The sequence below is a fragment of the Xylophilus sp. PBN-3R genome (genome assembly GCF_057747805.1).
The window spans coordinates 2,730,904-2,752,248 of sequence record NZ_CM173225.1; the positions used below are offsets into that span (position 1 = coordinate 2,730,904).

18 protein-coding genes are annotated in these 21,345 nt (G+C 66.8%); 11 read left to right on the forward strand and 7 right to left on the reverse strand.

The genetic code is table 11. The annotated features are described in order from the left end of the window. Complete coding sequence (locus AC3ANW_RS13000) at nucleotides 1-1,320, forward strand: TRAP transporter large permease (RefSeq protein WP_488341268.1); 1,320 nt, start codon at nucleotides 1-3, stop codon at nucleotides 1,318-1,320. A gap of 6 nt (nucleotides 1,321-1,326) precedes the next feature. Here AC3ANW_RS13000 and AC3ANW_RS13005 read toward each other — a convergent pair whose 3' ends face one another. The 4 genes from AC3ANW_RS13005 to AC3ANW_RS13020 all read right to left on the reverse strand — a co-directional run bounded on the left by AC3ANW_RS13005 (nucleotide 1,327) and on the right by AC3ANW_RS13020 (nucleotide 6,007). Next, entirely contained in the window at nucleotides 1,327-2,604 is a 1,278-nt protein-coding gene (locus AC3ANW_RS13005) for a sensor domain-containing phosphodiesterase (RefSeq protein ID WP_488341269.1), read from the reverse strand. A gap of 264 nt (nucleotides 2,605-2,868) precedes the next feature. Then, nucleotides 2,869-4,389 (reverse strand): tripartite tricarboxylate transporter permease, encoded by a 1,521-nt coding sequence (locus AC3ANW_RS13010; RefSeq protein WP_488341270.1) that lies wholly within the window; start codon nucleotides 4,387-4,389, stop codon nucleotides 2,869-2,871. A gap of 22 nt (nucleotides 4,390-4,411) precedes the next feature. Next, nucleotides 4,412-4,957 carry a tripartite tricarboxylate transporter TctB family protein gene (locus AC3ANW_RS13015; RefSeq protein ID WP_488341271.1) on the reverse strand — a complete coding sequence of 182 codons (546 nt, stop codon included), beginning with the start codon at nucleotides 4,955-4,957 and terminating at the stop codon, nucleotides 4,412-4,414. 90 nt (nucleotides 4,958-5,047) lie between these two features. After that, nucleotides 5,048-6,007 (reverse strand): Bug family tripartite tricarboxylate transporter substrate binding protein, encoded by a 960-nt coding sequence (locus AC3ANW_RS13020; protein WP_488341272.1) that lies wholly within the window; start codon nucleotides 6,005-6,007, stop codon nucleotides 5,048-5,050. Nucleotides 6,008-6,183: 176 nt separating this feature from the next. Here AC3ANW_RS13020 and AC3ANW_RS13025 point away from each other — a divergent pair, with 176 nt between their 5' ends. The 5 genes from AC3ANW_RS13025 to AC3ANW_RS13045 all read left to right on the forward strand — a co-directional run bounded on the left by AC3ANW_RS13025 (nucleotide 6,184) and on the right by AC3ANW_RS13045 (nucleotide 10,592). After that, complete coding sequence (locus AC3ANW_RS13025) at nucleotides 6,184-6,876, forward strand: response regulator (protein ID WP_488341273.1); 693 nt, start codon at nucleotides 6,184-6,186, stop codon at nucleotides 6,874-6,876. Next, the gene (locus tag AC3ANW_RS13030; RefSeq protein WP_488341274.1) at nucleotides 6,873-8,306 is read left to right on the forward strand and encodes a sensor histidine kinase; all 1,434 of its coding nucleotides are present in this window, start codon (nucleotides 6,873-6,875) and stop codon (nucleotides 8,304-8,306) included. Before AC3ANW_RS13025 ends, AC3ANW_RS13030 begins: the two co-directional genes overlap by 4 nt. Nucleotides 8,307-8,340: 34 nt before the next feature. Beyond that, the gene (locus tag AC3ANW_RS13035; RefSeq protein WP_488341275.1) at nucleotides 8,341-8,760 is read left to right on the forward strand and encodes an RNA-binding S4 domain-containing protein; all 420 of its coding nucleotides are present in this window, start codon (nucleotides 8,341-8,343) and stop codon (nucleotides 8,758-8,760) included. Between the two features lie 57 nt (nucleotides 8,761-8,817). Beyond that, nucleotides 8,818-9,195, forward strand: a complete 378-nt coding sequence (locus tag AC3ANW_RS13040; RefSeq protein WP_488341276.1) for a response regulator — start codon at nucleotides 8,818-8,820, stop codon at nucleotides 9,193-9,195. Nucleotides 9,196-9,362: 167 nt separating this feature from the next. Then, entirely contained in the window at nucleotides 9,363-10,592 is a 1,230-nt protein-coding gene (locus tag AC3ANW_RS13045) for a hypothetical protein (protein ID WP_488341277.1), read from the forward strand. Here AC3ANW_RS13045 and AC3ANW_RS13050 read toward each other — a convergent pair. The 3 genes from AC3ANW_RS13050 to AC3ANW_RS13060 form a co-directional block, all read right to left on the reverse strand. Continuing rightward, nucleotides 10,582-10,992: an RcnB family protein gene (locus tag AC3ANW_RS13050; RefSeq protein ID WP_488341278.1), complete on the reverse strand. Its 411-nt coding sequence runs from the start codon at nucleotides 10,990-10,992 to the stop codon at nucleotides 10,582-10,584. The genes AC3ANW_RS13045 and AC3ANW_RS13050 overlap by 11 nt on opposite strands. 97 nt (nucleotides 10,993-11,089) lie before the next feature. Continuing rightward, nucleotides 11,090-12,337, reverse strand: a complete 1,248-nt coding sequence (locus AC3ANW_RS13055; protein ID WP_488341279.1) for an ATP-grasp domain-containing protein — start codon at nucleotides 12,335-12,337, stop codon at nucleotides 11,090-11,092. Then, a complete protein-coding gene (locus AC3ANW_RS13060; protein WP_488341280.1) occupies nucleotides 12,334-13,860 on the reverse strand; it encodes a pyridoxal phosphate-dependent decarboxylase family protein in 1,527 nt (508 codons plus the stop codon). The genes AC3ANW_RS13055 and AC3ANW_RS13060 overlap by 4 nt, the downstream gene beginning before the upstream one ends. Nucleotides 13,861-14,085: 225 nt before the next feature. Here AC3ANW_RS13060 and AC3ANW_RS13065 point away from each other — a divergent pair, with 225 nt between their 5' ends. The 5 genes from AC3ANW_RS13065 to AC3ANW_RS13085 all read left to right on the forward strand — a co-directional run bounded on the left by AC3ANW_RS13065 (nucleotide 14,086) and on the right by AC3ANW_RS13085 (nucleotide 21,337). Beyond that, nucleotides 14,086-16,134 carry an AsmA family protein gene (locus tag AC3ANW_RS13065; RefSeq protein ID WP_488341281.1) on the forward strand — a complete coding sequence of 683 codons (2,049 nt, stop codon included), beginning with the start codon at nucleotides 14,086-14,088 and terminating at the stop codon, nucleotides 16,132-16,134. A gap of 141 nt (nucleotides 16,135-16,275) precedes the next feature. Next, nucleotides 16,276-16,539 carry a GlsB/YeaQ/YmgE family stress response membrane protein gene (locus tag AC3ANW_RS13070; RefSeq protein ID WP_488341282.1) on the forward strand — a complete coding sequence of 88 codons (264 nt, stop codon included), beginning with the start codon at nucleotides 16,276-16,278 and terminating at the stop codon, nucleotides 16,537-16,539. Between the two features lie 75 nt (nucleotides 16,540-16,614). Then, nucleotides 16,615-17,037 carry a hypothetical protein gene (locus tag AC3ANW_RS13075; protein ID WP_488341283.1) on the forward strand — a complete coding sequence of 141 codons (423 nt, stop codon included), beginning with the start codon at nucleotides 16,615-16,617 and terminating at the stop codon, nucleotides 17,035-17,037. A 30-nt stretch (nucleotides 17,038-17,067) separates the two neighbouring features. Then, a complete protein-coding gene (locus AC3ANW_RS13080; RefSeq protein WP_488341284.1) occupies nucleotides 17,068-19,398 on the forward strand; it encodes an ATP-dependent DNA helicase in 2,331 nt (776 codons plus the stop codon). Further along, nucleotides 19,370-21,337, forward strand: a complete 1,968-nt coding sequence (locus AC3ANW_RS13085; protein WP_488341285.1) for a glycoside hydrolase family 15 protein — start codon at nucleotides 19,370-19,372, stop codon at nucleotides 21,335-21,337. The genes AC3ANW_RS13080 and AC3ANW_RS13085 overlap by 29 nt, the downstream gene beginning before the upstream one ends. Nucleotides 21,338-21,345: the final 8 nt, after the last annotated feature.

Consider the following 21,345-nt stretch of genomic DNA (forward strand, 5'->3'; position numbering starts at 1 on the left):
ATGCTTGAAACCTTGTTGATAGGCGCCCTGCTGCTGGGCGTCATGCTGCTGCTATTGGCGGGCGGCGTCTGGATCGCGATGACACTCGCGATCGTCGGCTGGGTCGGCCAGGCCTTCTTTACCCACACCCTGCCGGGCAAGAACCTGTTCTCGGCCTTCTGGGAATCGAATGCATCCTGGGAACTGGCCGCCCTACCCCTCTTCATCTGGATGGGCGAAATATTGTTCCGCACCAAACTCAGCGAAGAGATGTTCGAAGGGCTGCGACCCTGGCTGAACCGGGTGCCCGGCCGGCTGATGCACACCACCATCCTGGGCTGCGGCGTGTTCGGCTCGGTGTCGGGCTCTTCGGCCGCCACCTGCGCCACCATCGCCAAGGTGGCACTGCCCGAACTCAAGAAACGTGGCTACGACGAGAACCTGGCCATCGGTTCGCTGGCCACCGCCGGCACGCTGGGCATCCTGATCCCGCCGTCGATCACCATGGTGGTCTACGCAGTGGCGGCCGATGCGTCCATCATCCGCATCTTCCTGGCCGGTTTCCTGCCCGGGCTGCTATTGATGATCCTGTTCTCGGGCTACATCGGCTGGTGGAGCCTGCGCAACCCCGACAAGGTTCCGCCGGCCGACGCGCCCACCACCTTCACGCAGAAGATCAAGGCCTCCGGCAACCTGATTCCCTGCGCACTGCTGATCGTCTTCATCGTCTGGGTGCTGGTCGCCGGCTGGGCGACCGCCACCGAATGCGCGGCTTTCGGAGTGCTGGGTTCGCTGGCCATCGCCGCCTGGGGCCGCAGCCTCACCTGGGACAACTTCAAGGCCGGCGTGATGGGTGCCACCCGCACCAGTTGCATGATCATGTTCATCCTGGCCGGCGCGGCCTTCCTGACCAAGACCATGGCTTTCACCGGCATTCCGCGTGAACTCGCCGAATGGGTCGACGGCATGCACCTTTCGCCCTACGCGCTCATCTCGGCGCTGGTGGTGGTCTACCTGGTGCTGGGCACCGCCCTCGACGGCATCAGCATGATCGTGCTGACCAGCGCGGTGGTGATGCCGATGATCCAGAAGGCCGGCTTCGACCTGGTGTGGTTCGGCATCTTCATCGTGCTGCTGGTCGAGATCGCGGAGGTGACGCCACCGGTGGGCTTCAACCTCTTCGTGCTGCAGAACATGACAGGCAAGGACAGCAACCTGATCGCCAAGGCGTCCATCCCGTTCTTCATCTGCCTGGTGGTCTGCATCGGCCTGATCACGCTTTTCCCGTCGATCGTCACCATCCTGCCCGACCTGGTGATGGGCAAGGAACGCATCGGCTGACCGGGTTCAGTGCGCGCCGCCGTGGGTGCGCGGCCGCATGGCGGCCCTGGCCCGGGCCAGCGTGGCTACCTCGGCCGCCTGCCCCATCGACAGTGGGCGGCTCATGTGGAAACCCTGCACCTTGTCGACGCCCAGCTTGCGCAGGGTCTGCAGTTCGGCCTCGGTTTCGACCCCTTCGGCGGTCACCGCGCTGCCGATTTCCTTGGCGAATGCGATCAGCGCCGCAGCCAGCGCACGGCGTCTGGCATCGGCGTCGATGTTGCGCACCAGGCTCATGTCCAGTTTGATGTATTCGGGCTGCAGGTCGAGGATGTGCCGCATGCTGGCGTAACCCGCACCGGCATCGTCGATGGCGATACGGATGCCACGGTTTCGCCACACGGCCAGTGAATTCCACAACTGCCGGTAGTCGGACACGGTGGCGTGTTCGGTCACCTCCAGCACGATGCGCGACGGGTCGACACCTTTCAGCGCCTCGCCCAGTTCGGGGCTGGTGAAAAGCGATGGCGAGCCATTCACCGCCAGGTAGACGTCCGGCGGCAGCGAATCGAGGTTGGCCAGCGCCTGCCGGATGGCCCAGCCTTCCAGCTTGGGGCCCAGCCCTACGTCGGCTGCATCGGCGAACCATTTGTCGGGCGAGGTATGGAACTGCCCGCGAAAACGCGCCAGGCATTCGACGCCGGACACCGTGCCGTCGGCGAGCTGGTAGATGGGCTGGTAGACCACCGACAACTCGTCATGGGTGAACACCCGTTCGATGCGGCTGCGCTTTTCCTCGCGTCGGCGCGCTGCGAGCATGTCGGTCTCGAGCCGATCTGCCAGCAGGTCCGCGAACACGTTCATGAACTGCAGGTCGCGCGGGCCAAGGCTGTTGTTGGACTGATGGCCGAAGCAGCACAGGGTGCCGTACAGCGAACCGTCGCTCAGCCAGATCGGCACGCTCATGTGGGCGCCGATCGGGATGGCGGCGGTCTCCGGGATGGCCATCGCCAGCGGCACGTCGGCCGTGTCCGGGATCAGGCCGGGCAGACGGCCGTCGACCACGTGCTTGCAATACCCAACGTCCAGCGGCAACGACATGCCCTGATGCAGGATGTCGTTGTTGTCGGCGTCGACATGGCGGAGGACACGTTCGGCGCCGCTGAACTCGGAGATGAAGGCGATGTCCATCGACATGTGCCGCCGAACGGCTTTCAGGGCCTTGTCGATGCTGGCCAGTCCGGCTTCTTCTTCGAAGATGGAACCGATGGCGTCAGAAATGAGCTGCGCGCTTTGGGCTGTCACAAAGAGCTCCAGCTGGTTGATGTGCCCCCATCTAATAACAAGAGAACCGGCTTGGCAAGAGGGGGTGAACACGTGTTCACCGATTCAGATGGTTTCTTCGTTTCCATCCATCACCGAGACCAGACGACGACACGACGTATGCAGGCCCGGATCCGAAGTGGTCTCTCGCTTTCAAGACCCCTCGTTCCGGTCGCCTTCAAGGCCGCAAAAAAACAAAAAGCCGCCGGCATCGCTGCCGGCGGCTCCGTCCCGGGCTCTGCAGGCTCAGCCGTTGGCTGCCAGTGCGGCACGTTCCAGTTTGCTGGCCCGCATCTTCAGCAGGCGCGGCACCAGCAGCACGGCGACGATCACCACGATCAGGGTGATGGACATCGGCCGCTGGAAGAACACCGCCGCACTGCCCTCGCCGATCGACATGGCATTGCGCAGTTGCGCTTCGGCGAGCGGGCCCAGGATCATGCCGACGACCACCGGAGCGGTCGGGAAGTCGAAGCGCCGCATCACCACGCCCAGCACGCCGATGGCATACAGCAGGAACAAGTCGAAGGCGCTCTGGCGCATGCCGTATGCACCGACGGTCGCGAAGATCAGGATGCCGGCGTACAGCTGAGGTTTGGGGATCTTCAGCAGCTTCACCCACAGGCCGACCATCGGCAGGTTCAGCACCAGCAGCATGACGTTGCCGATGTAGAGCGATGCGATCAGCGCCCACACCAAGGCCGCCGAGCTGGTGAACAGTTGCGGGCCGGGCTGGATGCCATAGTTCTGGAAGGCGCCCAGCAGGATGGCAGTGGTGTTGCTGGTCGGAATGCCCAGTGTCAGCAGCGGAATCAGCGCGGCGGTCACCGTGGCGTTGTTGGCGGCCTCGGGGCCGGCCACGCCTTCGATGGCGCCGCTGGTGCCGAACTCTTCCTTGTCCTTGCCCTTGGCCAGCTTCTTTTCGGTGGCGTAGCTCAGGAAGGTCGGAATCTCGGTGCCGCCGGCCGGGATGCAACCGAAGGGCGTGCCGATCAGCGTGCCGCGGAGCCACGCCGGCACCGAACGTTTCCAGTCGCGGGCGCTCATGTGCACCCGGCTCAGCTTGTTCTGCGACTCGACCACCCGGCCTTCGAACAGCGCCGCATACAGCACCTCGGCGACGGCGAACAGGCCCACGGCCACCAGCACGATCTCGATGCCGTCCAGCAACTCAGGCTGGCCACCGGTGTAGCGGCCCTGGCCCGAGATCTGGTCCAGGCCGACACAGCCCGCGGCCAGGCCGACCAGCAAGGCCGTCATGCCGCGCAGCGTGCTCTTGCCGAGCACCGCGCTGACGGTGGTGAAAGCCAGCACCATCAGCAGGAAATATTCCGGCGGGCCCAGCTTGACGGCGAACTCGGCCACGAAGGGCGCGAACAGCGTCACCACCACGGTGGCGATGGTGCCGGCGAAGAACGAGCCGATGGCCGCCGTCGCCAGCGCCGCGCCTGCCCTGCCGCTCTTGGCCATCTTGTTGCCTTCCATCGCGGTCACCATGCTGGCGGTTTCGCCAGGGGTGTTCAGCAGGATGGAAGTGGTCGAGCCGCCGTACATGGCGCCGTAATAGATGCCGGCGAAAAAGATCATCGATGCCGTCATGTCCACCTTGGACGTGATGGGCAGCAACATCGCGACCGCCGTCGCCGGGCCGATGCCGGGTAGCACGCCGACCGCCGTGCCAAGGGCACAACCGACCAGGCACCACAGCAGGTTCATGGGAGTGATGGCGGCACCGAAGCCGGCCATCAGGGCGTTGAAGATTTCCATGGTGGGGATTCCGCTTCTTCTTTCAGAACCAGCCGCTGGCGGTGAGGCCCGGCAGGTTGATGGCCAAAAATTGCGTGAACATCCAGAACACCGGCGCCGAGATCAGCAGGCCGGTGATGGTGTCGGTCACCAGCACCTTCGGCGCTCCGGCGGCCTGGCCCGCGGCACGGCGCAATCCCTGGCAGGCGAACACGTAGCAGAGGGTACAGCTGAGGATGAAACCGAGAGTGGTGATCAGCGACGCGTTCAGCAGCAGGCCAGCCGACACCCAGACGAAACCGAACCAATAGGCGCCTACCGCTCCAGGCGGCGCGTCCATCTGGCGGAAACCGCCGCTCAGCGATTCCCAGAGGATCAGCACGCCACAGATCAGCAGGCCGATGGAGGTGAGCCAGGGCAGGAAGTTGGGACCGACGCCGCCGTAACCGGCTTCGGACGAAATGCCGATGGCACCGTAGGCCAGGCCCAGCGCGGTGGCGATGACGGCGATGCCCACGGCCTTCTGCGGCCAGCCGCCGGGGGCTTGTCCGGGCTCGATTTCGGGGTTGGTGTCGGCGGATGTTGTCATGGTGGTTCTGTGCTGACGAGAGATTTTTCCGGGGTCCACACAAAGACGCCGCGCTATGGGCGCGGCGTCTTTCGATCAGGAGCGCAGGCCTCAGACCATGCCGGACTTGGCCATGATGGCGCGCAGCGATGCGAATTCGTCGTCGACGAACTTGTCGAAGGCCGGGCCGCTCAGCACGGCCGGGGTCCAGTCGTTCTTCTGCAGGGCGTCCTTCCAGGCGGCGGAGTTCAGCGCCTTCAGCAGGTTGTCGGTCAGGGTCTTGCGCTGTTCGGGCGTGATGCCGGGTGCACCGTAGACCCCGCGCCAGTTGCCGATCACCACGTCGATGCCGATTTCCTTCAGCGTCGGTGCGTCCAGGCCCTTCAGGCGGGTGTCCGAGGTGACGGCCACCGGACGCATCTTGCCGGCGGTGATGTATTCGGAAAACTCGCTGTAGCCGCTGCCGCCGACCGTCACGTTGCCGCCCAGGATGGCGGCGGTGGCCTCGCCGCCCCCGCGGAAGGCAACGTAGTTGATCTTCGAGGGATCGACGCCGGCCTTCTGGGCGATCATGGCCGCAGCCACGTGTTCGGTGGATCCACGCGAACCGCCGCCCCATTTCACGCTGCCCGGGTCTTTCTTGAGCTGTTCGATCACGTCCTTCATGGTCTTGAAGGGCGAGTTCGACGGCAGCACGAACACGTTGTATTCGCTGGTGATGCGGGCGATGGGCGTGGCCTTGTCCAGGCTCACCGGGGGCTTGCCGGAAATGATGCCGCCGAGCATCACGGCACCCATCACCATCAGTGCGTTCGGGTCGCCCTTGCTGCCGTTGACGAATTGGGCCAGGCCCAGGGCACCGGCCGCGCCGCCCTTGTTGTCGTAGGTCACCGTGTCGGCCACCTTGGCGTCCTGCATCGCCTTGCCCAGCGCACGGCCGGTCAGGTCCCAGCCGCCGCCCGGGTTGGCGGGGATCATCATCTTGAAGTTGCTGGCGGCATGGGCCGACAGCGGCAGGGCACCGGTGGCGGCCAGGGCCACGAAGGTCTTGAGGAATTCGTCACGACGCATGGGAATGTCTCCTGGAAGTGTTGTCTTTCGCCGTGGCGCTCCACGGGGCTGGCGGGATCATGCTTGTGGTGGCTGTCATTCGGCTGTCCGGAAGACTAGGGAAAGCCCGCAGCCGGACGACCACCTGTCGGCTGACGCCTACCGTCCATTGCGCGGTGCGGCTAAAGTCCGCCCCCATGCGACTGATGCTGGTGGAAGACGATCCCGGATTGCGTGCCGCCCTGGCGCGCACGCTGTTGCGCCGTGGATTCGAGGTGGCCGAACAGACCGACGGCCGCCAGGCCCTCGAAGCCTGGGTGGCCTCGCCGCCCGATGTATTGCTGCTCGATCTGAGTCTGCCGGGCATGGACGGCCTGGAAGTACTTGCCGCCGGACGGCGCCGCGGCCTGAGCACGCCGGTGCTGCTGCTCACCGCCCGGGCGACCGTCGGCGACCGGGTGATGGGTCTGAACGCCGGTGCCGATGACTACCTCCCCAAGCCCTTCGACCTGGACGAACTGGAAGCCCGTGTGCGCGCCCTGGGCCGCCGCCGCGCCACCACCGGCAGCGGCAACCCCAGCGAATCCGACCCCGGCGTGTTCCATGCCGGCAGCCTGCGTTATGAAAAATTCAGCGGTGCGGTGTATTGCCGCGGCGAGGCAATGGAACTGGCACCGCGCGAACTGGCCTTGCTACAGGCGCTGATCCAGCAGCCCGGCCGTGCGGTGTCCAAGGAACGCCTGTTCGAGCTGGTGTTTCCCGGCGAGACCGAGGTGCAGTACGAAGCCATCGAAGTGGTGGCCTACCGCCTGCGCAAGAAGCTCGCCGGCACCGGCACCGCGCTGATGACACTGCGCGGCCTGGGCTACCTGCTGAAAGTCGAGTCATGACAACCAGCAATCGCCGGCCGCCGTCGCTGCGGCGGCGGTTGCTGCTGGGCATCCTGGTGCCGGTGGTGGTGCTGATCGGTTTCAACACCGCCACGCTGTACCGCCAGGCGCTGGCGGCCATCAACACCGCCTACGACCGCACCCTGCTCGCATCGGCCAAGTCCATCGGCGAACAACTGGAAGTGGACGGCAAATACGACCAGGCCCGGCTGCGTGCCACGGTCCCCTATTCGGCGCTGGAAATATTCGAGGCAGACAACCAGAGCCGGTTGTTCTACCGGGTGTCCGACCAGGGCGGCCGGCTGGTGTCGGGCTACGACGAACTGCCGTTCTGGCACGGCCGCATTCCCGACCGGCCGCCCTATGCGGCGCTGGTCGATTTCTACGATTCGCAGTTCCGCGACCGCGATGTTCGGGTGGCCGTGCTGCTGCAGCCGGTGGCCAGTTCCAGCGGCAACGCCATCGCGGTCATCCAGGTTGCCGAGACGCTGGAACTGCGGCGAGGCCTGGCGCGCAAGGTGCTGGTCGACACGCTCGTCGGCCAGGCCGGACTGGTGCTGGTGATCGCCCTGGTGGTGGTGCTGGTGGTGCAGGGCGCGACCCGGCCGGTGCGCCGCCTGAGCGCCCTTCTCGATGCCCGCCCCGAAGGCGACCTGCGGCCGCTCAGCGCCCGGGATGCACCGCGCGAGCTGCTGCCGGTGGTCGACGCCACCAACCATGTGATGGAACGCCTGCGGAACCTGCTCGACCAGCAGCAGCGTTTCATGCGTGATGCCGCCCACCAGTTGCGTACCCCGCTGGCGGTGCTGAAGGTGCAGGTGCAGTCCGCCCTGCGCGGCGATGTGCCGCCAGGGGATGCGCTGCACGAGATCGGCGGCACGGTGGACCGCGCCACCGCACTGGCGCAGCAGATGTTGTCGCTGGCCCGTGTGGACCAGGCGCGGCACGAGCCCGCCGATCCTGCCGGTCCGCACGATCTGGGCTCCATCGTGCGGGAACTTGCGCTGGAACTGTCGCCGCTGATCGCCGGCAAGGACCTGGATTTCTCCATCGGCACCGACACCGCGCCGGTAGCCGCCGCCGAATGGATGCAGCGCGAACTGGCGCGCAACCTGCTGCACAACGCCATCCGCCACACGCCGCCCGGCGGCCTATTGAAGTTGCGGGTGGAGCGGGACGGCGACGAGGCCTTGCTGACCATCGGCGACAGCGGCCCCGGCATCGACGACGAGCTTCGGCCGCGGCTTTTCCAGCCCTTCGCGGCCGGCAATTCTTCGGGAGGAACCGGCCTGGGCCTGGCCATCTGCCTGGAGATCGCGCGGGCGGCCGGCGGCAGCATCAACCTGGTCAACCGCCTCGGCACTGACGGAGCGGTGACCGGCCTCGACGCGACGGTCCGACTTCCGATGGCAAGCCAGGCAGCCGTCTGACAACCCGCCCGGGCGCGTGGGAGACAATACGCCCATGACGCCACCGGATACGCTGCGCCTCGACAAGTGGCTGTGGAGCGCACGCTTCTTCAAAACCCGATCTCTCGCCGTGGAAGAAATCGGCAAGGGAAGCATCCAGGTGAACGGCGCTTCCGCAAAACCATCTCGCGACCTGCGGCCCGGCGACACCGTGATCATCCGCAGCGGGCCGGTGCAGCGCACCGTTCGTGTGGTGGGCCTGAGCGCCCAGCGCGGGCCGGCCCCTGTCGCTCAGCTGCTTTACGAAGAGACATCCGAGAGCATCGCTGCCCGTACGGCCTGGGCCGAAGCCCAGCGTATTTCACCCGAGCCCGGAATCAGCCGCAGCCAGGGCCGACCGACCAAACGTGATCGCCGAGCCATCGAGGACCGCGATGTCGGATGGGGCGATCGCTGGAGCGCATCGGTCGACTAGTCACGCGCCCCCATTTTTTTCATCCGCCTCCCCAACAACAACAAGAAGGAAATCACCATGAGCCTGCGGACTTACCTGATCGAAGACGAGCCTGCCTCCCGCGACACGCTGGTGGCACTGCTGCAGCAACAACTACCCGACCTCGAGGTGGTCGGCTGGGGCGACAACGAACGCACCGTCACCCACTGGCTATCGACCAACGACCGCAACTGGGACCTGGCGATCGTCGACCTGCAACTGCGCGAAGGCAGCGGTTATGCGGCCCTGAGCTGGTGCGGCACCCGCCTGCCGGAACAGCGGGTGGTCGTATTGAGCGCGATGGTTACCGACGAGGTTCGGGCGCGCTGCCTGGCCGCCAGCGCCGACGCCGTGTTCGACAAGGCGGACGAACTCGACGCGCTGGTCGCCTTCTGCAGGAGCATCCGGTCCAGCTGAGGTTTGGTTCGGCAAGCGACCCAGGCTTTTCGTGATGGCGGAGGGGTCGCGGCGCCGTTGCGCGAACCATTCGCGTACCTCCGCTCCCGCCAGATCACATGTTGCCTTTATTCAATCGTGTGTCCGTCACCGGTGCGCCGAAGCCGCCGTCGACGGATGACGGCGTCGTGTCTTCCCGCACGTCATTGCCGGAATCCGCACAAGCCATTGCCGAAACAGCAAATGTGTCGCTCCAGTCGCGGCTGATGGGCTGGGCCAGCCAGTTCGGCAGCTTTTTCGGCTCATCGGTCGAGACCACGACGGACACGCTCGCAACAGCTTCGACGCGCCTGCGGCCCGCCGATCCGGCGTTTCAGCTTTTCTACGAACTGATCGACAGCGTTGGCAACGCACCCGACGTAGACCGGCCGGCCATCGCGACGGCGATCGCAACGCGTTTGCGCCGCGCCGGCCTGATGTTGCCAGCCGCCCGGCATTCGCCCGCGGTCACCGTGACCGCCCTGTTGTCGCCCGGCTGGATGGATGTACTGGGGCTTGGCAAGCTGGACCTGTCCGACCTGCTGGGGGCGCTGCGTCGCAGCGAAGACGTGGAGCCCGGCTTGCGCCTCGAACTCGGCCGGCGTTTGGTCATCGCCTTCGACATGACGGTCAACCGCCTGGCCGAAACCCATGCCGGCATCGACATGCTGCGGCGGAGTTGCATCAGCGCCCTGCGCCCGCTCCCATCCGGGCAGCCGCGCCCTGCCGATCCAGACGCTCGTATGCGCGCATTCGGCGCCGACGCCATGCGGCTGGTCTGCAATCCGGAAAACCGCAATGCTTCGCCAGGCTGGCTGGCCATCCGACTGCTGGACTGCCTTCGACTGGCGCGTGATGCAACACCCGATGAAGAAAACGCACTGGCCGGGCAGATCGCCCCGGCGATCGAATCGATGATTCATATCGATGCAATCGCACGCAGCAGGGCAGACGTGCTCCGTGAGGCGGCTCACCGACTGTCATGCCACCTGCAGGTCAGTGCCTGCATGGATCTGGCGGATCCAGAAAAGCGGGAAGACGCTGCAACGGGGCTGGCCGCGCTGCGGCCGCGCCAGTTGCGAGCCCATCTGCTGGGCGGACTTCTCAAATGTTCGCTGGACCCGGAAATAATCGACGACATCCTGCTGTGGAAAGCGCTGGGGCGCTGGCTGCACCCGGCGCTGGTAATGCATCCGGAACGCCAGGGCGACGGCAATATCGCACTGGCTGTCCTGCGGCAGACCTTGCGGCCCCTGCTAGACACCGGCCTGATCGACAGCAGGCAGCGGCATGACCTGATGCAGCAACTGGAAGACCATCTCATGCCCCCGGCGGCCGACCAGGGGACCGACCTGCCTGCCGAGAGGATCAGTGGTTGATGATCAGCGAGGTGATTACGCCCGTGGCGATGGCCGCCAGCACATAGTCACCGCCTACCTGCACCCATTGCTGGCCACGCGGCGGCGCGCTCAGGCGATGGCCGCGCCAATCGTCGACGACGTACTGGCGACTGCGGTATTGCGGCGGCAGGCGGTCACCGCGATAGAAACCGTGGTCGGGGCCGGCGCCGTGGCCGTCGCGACGGTCGAATCCTGGCCGGCCGCGGTCCGGGCCTCCACGGTCGGGACCACCACGATCGGGGCCGCCGCGGTTCCACTGTTGGCCCTGCTGCGGTCCGCCACGGTGGTCGTCGCGAAAGTCACGCGGCTGCGCCGAGGCGAGGGTCGCAAAACCCAGGGTGACGACCATCACGGCCGCAGCGATCTTGGTGTTCTTCATGAAAGCTCCTTGCTTGAATCAACGGTTTGCAGCATGCATGAGCCGCATGTCGGCACCGTGTGACGATGTAAGGAGATAAATCGGCGGTGATCGCCGGTCAGCGCTGTGCGGTTTCGTCCAGCACCTGGTGGAAAGCGGCGTACAGCTTGTCCATGCAGCAGCGCTTATAGGGGAACAATTCCGGCGGATCCATGCGATGCACCACCGCCCCGGGATCGACCTCGAACACCAGCAGTTCGCCCTGCCGCGTCTCGGCGCAGTCCACCACCAGGTAGTCGAGACCGAAACGTTCACCCAGCGCCTTCAGGGCGGCTTGGTGACGGGGCGCGAACACCGCCTCGAAATCACGCATGAACACTGCTTCCTCGTGACGCTTCTCGGCGCTTTCGGTCATGCCGGCATTGAGGTAATGGATCATCCAGTGGGCCGAGATACCCATGTGGGCCGCGAATGCCTGGCCACGCACCAGCACCACCCGGTATTTGCGGAACAGGCCGTCGGTGCCGGAATAGTCGACGAAACGCGACACGAAAAACGCGTCCTCGCCGTGGGCTGCCAGGTAGGAGGCCAGGGCCTCGGCCGTTGCCACGCGTTCCAGGCCGTGGCCCGCATGCGAATCGACCGGCCGCACGATCAGCGGGAACATGCCGTCTGACAGCACGTCGCGCACCTGCAGCCGGCCCGCGGCGACCGCTTCGAGGGACAGCCGGCCGACCCGCGCCGACGCCGGCATGACAATGCCCGGCGCACCTTGCAGGGCAATGAACGCCTGGTCGCGCGCGGTGCGCAGGATGCCTGCCGGATGGTTGATCGGCATCGGGCTGGCGGGCGGCAGATCGGCCACCAGGCGCTCCAGCACCACACGGGTGGCGTCCGATTCCGACACCGCCACGAACAGCAGGTCGTGCTGCGGCAGCGGCGACGGCAGGCCTTCACCCGGCCGCAGATAAAGCATGTCCAGCGCCACTTCGCCGTCTTCCAGCAGAAAGGCCAGCGGCGTGTTGGTCATCAGGTCCCCGGTGGTCATCAGCGCCAGCAGGCGCAGGCGGGGCACCGCGCCTTCGGGCGGCAGCAGGCGATAGTGGCGGCAGAGGTCCAGCGCCTGCGACTGCGTGGCCAAGCCCAGCTCGGGCAGGCCCTGCAAAAACAGCACGGTGGAAAGATCCATCAGCGCTGCGGCGTCATGGTCGTCGCGTTCCGCGCGCACGATCAGCTCTGAGGCCACCGGTCTCAGGTCGCCGCCGCGGAAGGCGTGGGTCATCAGCCGGGCCAGGCCCAGCACTTCCTGCGGGGGTTTGGCCGTGACGGCGGCAGGGCCGGGCATTTCTTGCGACAGGGACGTCATGCGGAGACCTCTTTCTTGCCTTGCGCGGCAGGGTTGGCGTTTCGGGCGGGCTGCGCCAGGCGGCGGCGACCGCAGGCCAGCGTGGCGTCGACCAGAAGGTCGATGTCGCTCTCGACCGTGCGGTGATTGACGATGGCGGCGCGGATGGCCAGCCGACCGTGGATGCGGGTGGACGAGGGCACGGCGATGCCGGATTCATGCAGGTCGGCCACGATCTCGGTGTTGATCGCATCTGCATCCTGCCCGGCCGGAGCGCGGAAACGGAAACACACGATGTTCAGGGCGACCGGTGCCAGCAGTTCGAGTTCCGGTTCGGCCAGCACCCGGGCCTGCAGGCGGCGAGCCAGGGCACAGGTTCCGGAAATGGCGGCGCCCAGCTTGTCGGTTCCGTGGGTTACCAGGGTGAACCAGGTCTTGAGGGCACGAAAGCCGCGCGACAGGTCGGGCCCCATGTCGCAGGGCCAGGGCGATCCTGCCGCCAGGCCGCGCGGGTGGCGCGACAAATAGGCCACCGGCGACGCGAACGCCGCCAGCTGGTGGGCCTGGTCGCGCACCAGGATGAAACCGGCGTCGTAAGGCACCTGGCCCCACTTGTGGAAGTCCAGCGCCAGCGAATCGGCGCGTTCGATGCCGGAGAGTTTCGGGGCGATGTCGGGTGCCAGCTTGCCAAGCGCACCGAAGGCGCCGTCGACATGGAACCAGGCGCCGCATTCGCGCGCCACCACGCCGATGGCCGCCAGGTCGTCGACCGCTCCGACGTCCACCGTGCCGGCGGTGCCGGCGATCAGGAACGGAATCAGGCCCGCAGCCCGGTCGGCCGCCACCAGCGCGCGCAGCTGCGCGACGTCCATGCGGTGATCGGCATCCACCGGCACGCGGCGCAGGGCATCCGTGCCCAGGCCCGAAATCGACATGGCCTGCGCGATGCAGCCATGCGCGGCCTCGGATGTGTAGGCCACCAGAAGATGTCCACCGGCGGCTTCCACACCCGTCTTGCGCGACTGGCCGCCCAAAACGTGGGTACGGGCCACCAGCAGGCCGACCAGGTTGGCCATCGAAGATCCGGTGACGAACAGGCCGCCGGCGGTTTCCGGGAAGCCGAACAGCGCTGCCATCCAGCGCACGACCTGCTTCTCGACTTCGAGCGGCATCTGGTCGCGACCGCCCAGATTGGCGTTCAGGCCGGCGGCGAGCATCTCGGCCAGCATGCCTTCAGCGGTGCCGGCGCCGTGCACCCATCCCATGAAACGCGGGTGCGCATTGCCGACTGCATAAGGCAGCACGTCACGCATGAAACGCCCGTGCGCCTCGGCCACGCTGGTCGGCGCGGCAGGCATGGGTTCGCGGAAGGCGCCGCGGACTTCCTCCGGGATCGGCTGCCACACCGGTTTGTCGCGCAGGCCGGCCAAGTGGTCGAACATGTCGTCCAGCATGGCGTGGCCTTGCGCACGCAGGGCCGCCCAGTCGGTCGGGCCAGTCGGATCGAGCGTGGTGGGGCCGGGGTTCGAGCGGGAAAATGTCATGGGCGCATCTGCAGTTGCTGCGCTGAAGAGCATAGGCCGCAGCCGGTTTCCGGAGGCCGGGACAACCGGGGCATTCACCCGGCTTCTCGCGGTTTCGCGCTCGGCCCGGCGGCGCGCCAGGGGCGGATTCGCCTGATTCGGCGCTGGGTCGTCGTCCTACGCGCAATGGGCGCGTGCGCATGGAAAGTGGTGGCCCGTCCTCCGCCTGCCCGCTGCCCGCCCTTCATGACGCCTACCGCCCACCCTTCTTTCGTCCGTCGCCATCCCATCGCCCTGGCCGTGGCCGCGGCCCTGATCCTGCTGGTGCTGCTGTTCGACTGGAACTGGTTCCGCCACCCGCTCGAGCGCTACATATCGAAGAAGACCGAGCGCACCTTCACCATTTCGGACCTGCACGTGAAGCTGGGCCTGACGCCGACCATCCGCATACGTGACCTGTACTTCGGCAACGCCAAATGGTCGAAGGAACCGGCGATGGCACGGGCCAGGGAAGTGGAGTTCTCCATCTCGCTGCGCGACCTGCCCGAAAAGATCCTGGTTCCGCGCGTGGCCCTGACCGAACCCGACCTGCTGTTCGAACGTCTGGCGGACGACCGCAAGAACTGGATTCTTTCCGATCCGAACGACAAGTCGCCCAGCAAGCTGCGTATCAGCACCCTGTCGGTCGACAAGGGCCATCTGCGCTACACCGATGCCGGCGTGCCGTTTGCGCTGGACGTCGATGCGAGCACCTTCGACCCCGCCAGGCAGGCGCAGGTGAAGGACGCGGACGCCAAGCCGCAGAACAACCGCTACTCCACCCGTTATGACTTCAGCGGAAGCTATCGCGACGCCAAATTCAAGGGCAACGCACTCACGGGCGAGGTGCTGAGCTTCCAGGAATCCGGCGTACCGTTTCCACTCAAGGGCGAACTGGATGCGGGCACCACCCAGCTGTCGGTCGAAGGAACCATCGCCGACGCCGCCAACATCAGCGGCATCGACACGCAACTGCGCATCAGGGGCCGCACGCTGGCCAACCTCTATCCCTTCCTGCTGCTGCCCCTGCCGGCCACGCCGCCGTACTCGTTGCAGGGCCATCTGGTGCTGAAGGGCAACCGCTATTCACTGGACGACATCGTCGGCACCATCGGCTCGACCGATGTTCACGGCAACGGCGCCTATGTCGATCGGGAACCACGGCCTCTGCTCACCGCCAACCTGCACAGCAAGCTGCTCGATATTTCCGACCTGGGCCCGCTGGTGGGCGTGCAGACCAGGGAAACCGGCGGCAAACCGGCCGCCTCCCAGGGCCAGACGGCCGATCGGCCCACCGCCAAGACCCAGGAAAAAGCCGTCGATCCCAATCACATCCTGCCGACCGGCAGCTTCGACGGCAGCCGCCTGCAGAAGATCGACGCCGACGTCGACCTGGAAGCGACCCAGCTCAAGGCACCCACCAGCCTGCCGCTGGAAAGCCTGAAGGCATCACTGCACCTGCACGACGCGGTAATGAAACTTACACCGCTCGACTTCGGGTTTGCCGGCGGCACCATCGCATCGCAGTGGACGCTGGACGCCCGCAAGCCGCTCATCAGCACCGAAGCGCAGGTGGACTTCCGTCGTATCCAGGTCGGCAAGCTGGTACCGGCCAGCGCTGAAAAGATCGCCCAGGGCGCCGGCACGCTGGGTGCCCGCATCAAGGTCAAGGGCGTCGGCAACTCCATCGCCGACGCTGCCGCAAAGGCCGACGGCGAACTGTCGGCCGCCATCGCCAACGGCCGCATATCGAACCTGATCGACGCCGCCAGCGGACTGAACGGCGGCAAGGTGCTGGCACTGCTGGCGGGCGGCGACAAGACCATCGCGGTCAACTGCGGCGGCGTGGCCTTCGACATCAGGCAGGGCCAGGGCACGGCCCGCCTGTTCGTGGTCGATACCGAACAGACACAGATCCTGGGCACCGGCGGTTTCGACCTGGCGCACGAGACTTTCGACATGAAGATCGAACCCAAGCCCAAGCGCCCCGGCATCCTGTCGCTGCGGACACCGGTACGGGTGTTCGGCACCTTCAAGGATCCCGACTTCTCGCTGGAAAAAGGTCCGATGCTGGCGCGTGCCGGCGGTGCGGTGGCGCTGGCCATCGTCGCGCCGCTGACCGCCGTGCTGCCGCTGATCGAGACCGGCCCCGGCGAAAACACCAACTGCGCACGGGTGCGCACCGAGGCCGGCACCGCCGAACGCCAGGCGGTGGTCGCGCCTGGTGGAGCGCAGAAGAAAAGAGCGGCGCGTTGAAGGCGCTGTGATGGCGCGATGGCACACGACCATCTCGGTTTGATGTGACAGCAGAAGATAGCGAGCAATCACTCGTAATTCTGCTTAGGTTTTCTCGTGGGTCTTGCCACCATGTCGGTCCGACCACGGAAGGATCTGCACATGGACATCGTCTGGACCATCTTCATAGGCTTCATCGCCGGCCTTGTCGCGAGGGCCGTCATGCCGGGCGACGACAGCATGGGTTTTTTCCTCACCTCGGTGCTGGGCATCTCCGGATCGGTGGTCGTCACCTTCCTGGGCCAGTTCATCGGCTGGTACCACGCCGCTGAAGGTGCGGGGTTCGTCGCGTCAGCCGTCGGCGCATTCGGCCTGCTGGGCATCGCCCGCTTCATCCGCGCCCGCAACGCCATTCAACATTCGTAGGGGAACACCATGGGACTGATCGACCTTTTCAAGAGCGCGATGCTGGGAACGCCTGGGGCTGACGCTGACAAATCCATGCCGGGCCCTTCCAGCGCCGATCTCGGAGCCGGACTGGCCGCCGCCATGCGCTCCGACACCACCCAGCCCTTCGGCGAGATGGTCGGCCACCTGTTCGGCGGTTCGTCACCGGCGCAGCAGGCCGGCATGCTCAACCAGTTGCTGGCGACCCTCGGGCCGGCGGCGCTTTCGGGGCTGGCGGGCGGCGTACTCGGCAAGTTGCTGACGCCCGGCCAGACCGAACTGACCCCCGAGCAGGCAGCGCAGATTTCACCCCAGGCAGCTGGCGAGATGGCCACCTACGCCGAAACCCAGAGCCCGGGCGTGATCGAGAAACTGGGCGACTTCTACGGCCAGAACGCCGCGCTCATCAACACGCTCGGCGCATCGGCGCTGGCGTTCACCCTGGCGAAGGTGAAGGAAAACCAGCGCAAGCCGTAGGCCGCGAACCCGGCGCTACCATCGTCACCGATGGAAAACGCGCCGCTCGCCACGCCCGCCCGGTACACCGTCGCGGTCCGCGCCCTCTGCGACTTCACGGCCCGCGCCGGCGACCTGGACCTGCGTTTCACCCCTTCGCCGACCGCACAGGAAGGCATCGCCGGCCATGCGGCCGTGGCCGCCCGCCGGCCGGCGCCTTACGAAAGCGAGATTTCACTTTCAGGCGGATGGCAGCTGCTGCTGGTGCGCGGCCGTGCCGACGGCTACGACCCGAAGGCCAACCGGCTCGAAGAAATCAAGACCCACCGCGGCGACCTGCAGCGCCAGCCCGCCCACCACCGCCATCTGCACTGGGCGCAGGCCGAGGTCTACGGCTGGCTGATGTGTGTGGAACGCGGCCTGCCGTCCATCGAGCTGGCGCTGGTCTATTACGACATCCGCGACGGCTCCGAAACCGTGCTGCTGCGCCAGTGCAGCGCGGACGAGTTGCGCCTGCTGTTCGAGGCGCGTTGCGCGCTTTTCCTGCACTGGGCGCGGCAGGAGCTTGCGCATCGCGCCGCTCGCGATGCGGCGCTGGGCTCGATGATTTTTCCGCACGCCGTATTCCGCGCTGGGCAGCGCACGCTCGCCGAGGCTGTCTACCGGGCGCAGCGCTCCGGCCGCTGCCTGCTGGCGCAGGCGCCCACCGGCATCGGCAAGACCATCGCCACCCTGTTCCCGGCGCTGAAGGCCTGCCCGCCGGCAGGCGACGACCGGCCGGGGCTGGACCGTGTCTTCTTCTTGACTGCCCGGACTTCCGGCCGGCGGATCGCCCTCGACAGCCTGCAGATATTGCAGCGCCACACGCCCGCCCTGCCCTTGCGGGTGCTTGAACTGGTCGCCCGCGACAAGGCCTGCGAACACCCCGACCTGGCCTGCCACGGCGACTCCTGCCCGCTGGCACGCGGTTTCTACGACCGCCTGCCGGCCGCCCGCTCAGAGGCCGTCGCGCTGGCCGGCCGCGGCACGGCTCTGGACAAGGCGGCGCTGCGCGAAGTCGCACTTTTGCACGGCATCTGCCCGTATTACCTGGGCCAGGAAATCGCCCGGTGGTCCGATGTGGCCGTGGGCGACGTCAACCACTGGTTCGACGGCAGCGCCCTGCTGTTCGCCCTGGCGGCCGACGCCGACTGGCGCTGCGGCCTCCTGGTGGACGAAGCCCACAACCTGGTCGAACGCGGCCGCGCGATGTATTCCGCATCGCTCGACCCGGTGCGATTCCGTGATGCCCGTCGGGTCGCGCCCGCCACCCTGAAACGGCCGCTGGACCGGCTGCATCGCACCTGGAAGACACTGGCGCCGGAAACCGACGCCGAACCACGCCGAGAGTTCGAGGAAATTCCGCCGGCTTTCCAGCGTGCCCTGCAGGATGCCGCCGCCGCCCTGGGCGAGCATCTCGCCGAACAACCGCCGACCGCCGACGGCGCGCTGCTGCAGCAGTTCTGGTTCGACGCTTTGCGTTTCGTCAAACGCATGGAGAGTTTCGGTTCGCACTCGCTGTTCGACACCACCCGGCTGCCCGGCCGCCTGGGCCTGCAGCTCGACATCCGCAACCTGGTGCCCGCGCCCTTCCTGGCTCCGCGTTTCGCGGCGGCGCAGACCGGCACCTTGTTTTCGGCGACCTTGCGTCCCGAGGCTTATCACCAGGACATGCTGGGCCTGCCGCCGGACACCGTTTTCATCGACGTGCCGTCACCGTATTCCGCGCACCAGTTGCAGGTGCGGGTGGCCCGGCACATCTCCACCCGCTGGCAGCACCGGGAATCGTCGATGGGCGCGGTGGCCGATGTCATGGCACGGCAGTTCGACGAGGCACCCGGCAACTACCTGGCGTTCTTCAGCAGCTTCGATTACCTGCAGCGGGCCGCCGCCCGATTGCGCCTGCGACATCCTTCGATCCCGATGTGGGAACAGTCGCGGGGCATGGACGAAACGGCGCGCGAAGCCTTCCTGCAGCGGTTCCAGCCAGACGGGCGCGGCATCGGTTTCGCGGTGCTGGGCGGCGTCTTCGGCGAAGGTATCGACCTGCCCGGCGACCGGCTGATCGGCGCCTTCATCGCCACGCTCGGCCTGCCTCAGATGAACCCGGTCAACGAACGCCTGCGCGAGCGGCTGGACCAGCGCTTCGGCAGCGGCACCGGTTACGACTACGCCTATCTTTTCCCCGGCCTGCAGAAGGTGGTGCAGGCCGCCGGTCGGGTGATCCGCAGTGCGTCCGACCGCGGATGCGTATGGCTGATGGACGACCGCTTTGCCCGCCCTGCCAACCGCCGGCTGCTGCCGGACTGGTGGCATGTCGAACTGCCTTCGACTGTGGGCTGACGACTACGCCTGCTTGCGCGCCCGGCGCATGGCGCGTGCGGTCCGTGCGCCCGATAGTGCCTGGATGATTCCATCGGCCGCCCGCTCCCCAGATTCCGTCCAGCCTCCCCCTGCCGCGTTTCCGGCAGACCATGTCAACCGCCGACCCATCGCCGACTACGCCCTCATCGGCGACATGCGCGGTGCGGCCCTGGTGGCCACCGACGCCGACATCGACTGGCTGTGCCTGGGCCGTTTCGATGCCGACCCCACCTTCGCCGCCCTGCTCGACACCGGCATCGGCGGCAACTGCAAGGTCCTGCTGGAAGGTGGTGTCGCCGCTTCCCGCCGGCGTTACCGGCACGGCACCAACATCCTCGAGACCACCCTGGATTGCGCCGATGGCTCGGTGCTGGTGACCGATTGCATGCCGGTGCGCCATCGACCCGGGCAGGGCGACGTCGGCACCGACAACGATGCTGCCAATCGTCTCCTGCGCTGCATCTCCTGCGAATCCGGCCTTGTCACCGTTACCGTGACGATCGCACCCGGTTTCGACTGGGGCCGCCGCCGGGTGCGTCCCATCGTGGCCGGCCGCCTGGCATCGTTCCCCGGCGAAAACCTGCAGGTGGCGGCATCGCATGCCATCGTCAGCCAGGGCCAGGCGCTGAGCGTGAAGGCGCAGCTCGCCCCCGGCGAACATCTGGTCGTCGTGCTGGGCCAGACGGGCTTGAGCGCGCTCGCCGCCGATGAGGCGCACGACCAGCTGGCGGAAACCACGCATTACTGGCACCAGTGGCAACGGCATTGCAATTACGAGGGCGAACACGCCGCCGAAGTCGGCCGCAGTTCGCTGCTGTTGAAGCTGCTGATCTATGCGCCGACCGGCGCGATGGTGGCGGCACCGACCACCGGCCTGCCCGAGGTGCCGGGCGGCGTTCGCAACTGGGATTACCGGTTTGTCTGGAGCCGTGATGCGTCGTTCTGCGTTTCCGCTTTCCTGACGCTGGGCCATCGGCGGGAAGCCGCCGAGTTCCTGCGGTTTCTCCACGGTGCTTGCCACGGTGGCGACGCATTGCGGGTGATGTACGCGGTCGATGGCGAACTGCCGCCCGAACAGGCCCTCACCCACCTCGCCGGATGGCAGGCATCCAGGCCGGTGCTGGTCGGCAATGCGGCGTCCGACCAGAACCAGCACGAGATATTCGGTGAACTGCTCGCGGCCCTGAACCTCTACCTGCAGCAACACGGCACCGATGGCCTGTGCCCCGCACTGGTACGCGACCTGCCGGACTTCGTGGAGCGCCTGACGGAAGCCGCCATAGCCGCCTTCCCCACGCCGGACCAGGGCATCTGGGAACTGCGCGGTCCGGCCCGCCACCTGCTGCACAGCAAGGCGATGTGCTGGGTGGCGGTCGATCGCGCCATCCGGCTCGCGCCGCATATCGGCTTGGTCGTGCCGCACCACTGGCCCGCGGAACGCGACGGCATGCGGGCCGAATGCCTGTCAAAGGGCTGGAACGAACAGGCGCGCGCATTCACCATGGAATACGGCAAGCCGGAACTGGACATGTCGGTGCTGCGCCTGGTGCTGATGAAGATGGTCGAAGCCGACGACCCGCGCATGGTGGCCACGCTGGCCGCGCTGCAGGATCAACTTGCGGAGCGGGAAGGCCAGGATGCGGCCGACCTCTACCGCCGCTACCGTTTCGACGACGGCCTGCCGGGGCGCGAAGCGGCGTTCCTGGCCTGTTCGTTCTGGGTGGTCGGCATGTTGTCGCGCATGGGCGACGACAGCGCGGCCAGCGGCCTGATGCAGCGCCTGATCGGACGCGCCAACGATGTCGGCCTGATGGCCGAGCAGGTCGATGCCGGTTCCGGCGCCCATATGGGAAATTTCCCTCAGGCTTTCAGCCATATGGCGCTGATCCACGAAGCGGTGCAGCTCAACCGGAGGTGATCGTCCAG